The organism is Tissierella sp. (assembly GCF_052089545.1).
Lineage (GTDB): Bacteria > Bacillota > Clostridia > Tissierellales > Tissierellaceae > Tissierella_A.
This window is the reverse complement of the sequence record NZ_JBQDAA010000234.1, coordinates 1-3,409: the sequence shown is the minus strand read 5'-3', so window position 1 is coordinate 3,409 and position 3,409 is coordinate 1. Positions and strand designations below refer to the sequence as shown.

The 3,409-nt window shown below is 33.1% G+C and carries 4 protein-coding genes; 1 reads left to right on the top strand and 3 read right to left on the bottom strand.

Going from position 1 to position 3,409, the window contains the following annotated elements; all coding sequences use genetic code 11:
* Window positions 1-870, top strand: an 870-nt coding sequence (locus ACTHW2_RS12150) for a sodium:solute symporter family protein (protein WP_442264177.1), incomplete at its 5' end; no start/stop codon positions are given.
* 35 nt (window positions 871-905) lie between these two features.
* On the opposite strand, the gene cysK is transcribed toward ACTHW2_RS12150, so the two are convergent.
* The 3 genes from cysK to ACTHW2_RS12135 all read right to left on the bottom strand — a co-directional run.
* A complete protein-coding gene (gene cysK / locus ACTHW2_RS12145; protein ID WP_442264176.1) occupies window positions 906-1,820 on the bottom strand; it encodes a cysteine synthase A in 915 nt (304 codons plus the stop codon).
* 14 nt (window positions 1,821-1,834) lie between these two features.
* A complete protein-coding gene (locus tag ACTHW2_RS12140; RefSeq protein ID WP_442264175.1) occupies window positions 1,835-2,806 on the bottom strand; it encodes an ABC transporter substrate-binding protein in 972 nt (323 codons plus the stop codon).
* A gap of 16 nt (window positions 2,807-2,822) precedes the next feature.
* Window positions 2,823-3,409: ABC transporter permease (locus ACTHW2_RS12135; RefSeq protein ID WP_442264174.1), on the bottom strand; the 587-nt coding region annotated here is incomplete at its 5' end.

The following is a 3,409-nucleotide window of genomic DNA, read 5'->3' as shown; positions in this document are numbered from 1 at the left end:
ATGATATTAGTTGTTCCATTTGCACTAGATGCTGCAGGTGGATGGGGTAATGTTACAGAAATAGTACCTGCTGCAAAATTATCATATACTGAAGGAATAGGTTTAAAAACCATAATATCACTCATAGTCATGTACACAGCTTCTTTTGCTGTAGGTCAAGAAGCAGTACAAAGATATTATGCAGCTAAAGATGGAAAATCTGCAGTAAGAGGTTCTTTAATTGCTGCCGGAGTATATGTAGTATTTGCCTTCATCCCTGCAATACTTGGGGTTATCACATATTCAATGGTGCAAACTGGAGCTCTTGATGCAACTCAAATTATGACGAATGGGGCAAGATATGCACTTCCAACGCTTGCAATTCAAACAATGCCACCAGTTCTTGTTGGTCTCTTATTTGCAGGACTTATATCCGCTACAATGAGTAGTGCTGATTCTGATTTATTAGGTGCTGGCTCCATATTTTCTAACGATATTTATAAAGTTTATATAAACAAAGCTGCTTCGGATAAAAAGGTATTAAGAGTAACACAATTTACTATGGTACTAGTAGGGTTACTCGGAATGATTGTTGCTCTAGCTAATACACAAAGTATTATAGCACTACTCATGTTCTCATTTACATTAAGAGCAGGAGGCTCATTTCTACCTTATGTAGTAGGACATTATTGGAAAAAAGCAAGTGTTGCTGGTGCGCTATCTTCTGTTATAGTAGGAAGTACTGCGGTATTATTAGTAGAAAGAAATATAGTACCATTCTTTGGGCTTGATCCAATATTTCCTGGATTAATTTCTAGTGCTATTGTTTTTGTATTATTTAGTAATATATGGCCTAATAAGAGAAATACTACTGAATTGATTTCTGAATAATAATAAAAGGTTCCTATGATAGGAACCTTTTATTATTATTCAAATATATTCATACTCAAATATCTTTCTCCAGAATCAGGAGCTATAGCTAAAACTTTTTTTCCTGGACCTAATTCTTTTGCCATTTGTAATGCTACAAAGGTAGATGCTCCAGAAGAAGGACCACATAATATCCCTTCTTGCCTTGCTAATTCTTTAGTTGTACTAAGAGCCTCATCGTCAGTAACATGAACAATTTCATCAAATATACTCATATTCAGTGTATCTGGTATAAACCCTGGACCTGTACCTACTATTTTATGATCACCAGGTTTTCCTCCAGCTATTACTGGAGAATTTTCTGCTTCGACTACGTAAATTTTTAAATTAGGTAATTCTTGTTTTAATATTTCTCCTGTTCCACTAATTGTACCACCTGTTCCTGCAGTAGAGATGAATATATCTAATTCTCCATTCATATCCTTCAGTATTTCTAAAGCAGTAGATTTTTTGTGAACATTAGGATTTGACATGTTAATAAATTGATTGGGCATGAAACTGTTAGGTATTTCTTTTAATAATTCTTCTGCCTTTTCAATACATCCAGACATTAACTTTTCAGCTGAAGTTAATATCACTTCAGCCCCATAAGCCTTCAATAGACTTATTCTTTCTGAAGTTGCTGACTCTGGCATTATTATAATAGATTTATATCCTTTTGCAGAAGCTACCATGGCTAATCCAATACCAGTATTCCCAGATGTAGGCTCAATTATTGTTCCACCCTGCTTTATTAGTCCTTGTCTTTCTGCTTCATTAATCATATTTAATGCAGCCCTATCTTTTACAGAACTACTTGGATTAAATCCTTCTAATTTCAAATATACTTCAGCAGAATTTTCACTTGGAAGCCTATTTAGTTTAACAATAGGAGTATTGCCCACTAATTTTGTAATATTATTAACTAACATCTGATCACATCTCCTTATAAATTATTCCCAAAGAATTTTCCTAAATCACTATCTCCTTCAATAAAACCAAGAGATTTAGATAGATTAGCAAATTCTTGAAGGATTTCTTTATTAACTTCCGTAGAATACTCTACTCTATTTAAAGAACTATTTATTATTTCTTTTTCTATTTCTTGATTAGTAATAGATTTTATTTGTTTTGATACAATCCCTTCAATTTCTTCTTTATTATTATTAATATACTCTACTGCCTGCTCATTACTTGCTATGAATTTTTCTATAATTTCAGGATTTGATTCTACAAAGTCTTTTCTTGCAACTAAAACAGCTGCTGGAATATCTCCTTTCCAAGGTACTTCTTTAACATCTCTTACTACTCTAGCTACACCTTTTGATTCCATTTGTGAAGCCCAAGGCTCTGAAACCATTGCTGCATCTATTTGTTTTTGTTGAAATAAACCTATCATAGTTGCAGGTTTTTGAGCTATTCTCTTCACTTTTCCTCCGTTTTCTTCTACTGACATGCCATTTTCTTCAAGCATCTTTCTGAAAATTAAGTCATGAGTACACCCAGTAGAAGGAGTAGCTACAATCTTACCATCTAAATCTTTTACATCATTAAACTCTATATCATTTCTTACCACTAATACATTTTCTCCTTTACTTGCATTTCCAATCATTACAACTTCCCCACCCTGTAAAAATCTATTTAAAGCAGGGCCCGGTCCTACATATCCCATATCTATTTGTCCAGTAGATAATGCATCCATAAATAATGAACCATTAGGAAAGTTCTTAGTATTTACTGTTGCTTCTCCAAAAGATTCCTCGAATATTCCTTTTTCAATTCCTATCATTGCTGGCGCATGAGATATATTGGGAAAATACCCTAAATTTACTTCTTGATTACTACTTTCTTCTTCTCCACATGCTATTAGTGAGATTGATACTGCAATAAGTAATATAGTTAATAAAACTTTTTTCAATTAAAACACTCCCTTATTATGTTAATAGACCCCATCTTTTATAAACTTTATTTTCAACTTTCTTGAATATCAAATTATCTGTTAATAGTCCTGTAAAAGCAATCATAAACATTATAGATAGGACAGTACTCATATTACCCATGTCTCTTCCCCACATCAATATTTGTCCGAGTCCTTGACCTGTTCCTAAAATTTCAGCTGCCATTAATCCTCTCCAACAAAATGCCCAAGCCAGTCTCATACCTGTAATAATCTGAGGAATTGAAGCCGGTATAATAATTTTTCTGAATAAATTTAAACCTTTATATCCAAGATTTTTGCCACATTTAATAAGTCCAGGGTCTACATTTCTAATTCCTGTAGCAGAGTTTAAAATCATATTCCATATACCCCCAATAACTACTACAAAAATTATAGCTGTTTCCCCCATACTAAACCATAACATTGCTAAAGGTAACCATACTACACTAGGTACAGATTGAAATGAAAGAATAAGTACTCCAAAGGTTTCGTCTATCGTCTTACTTACAGTAAGTAATATCCCAATTCCAATCCCTAATAAAACTGCTATAACATATCCTATTAATAATCTTCTTAAACTAG

What these genes read in the sequence shown, in the direction of transcription:
- cysK (WP_442264176.1), bottom strand. Translation starts at nt 1,820, where the DNA reads ATGTTAGTTAATAATATTACAAAATTAGTGGGCAATACTCCTATTGTT.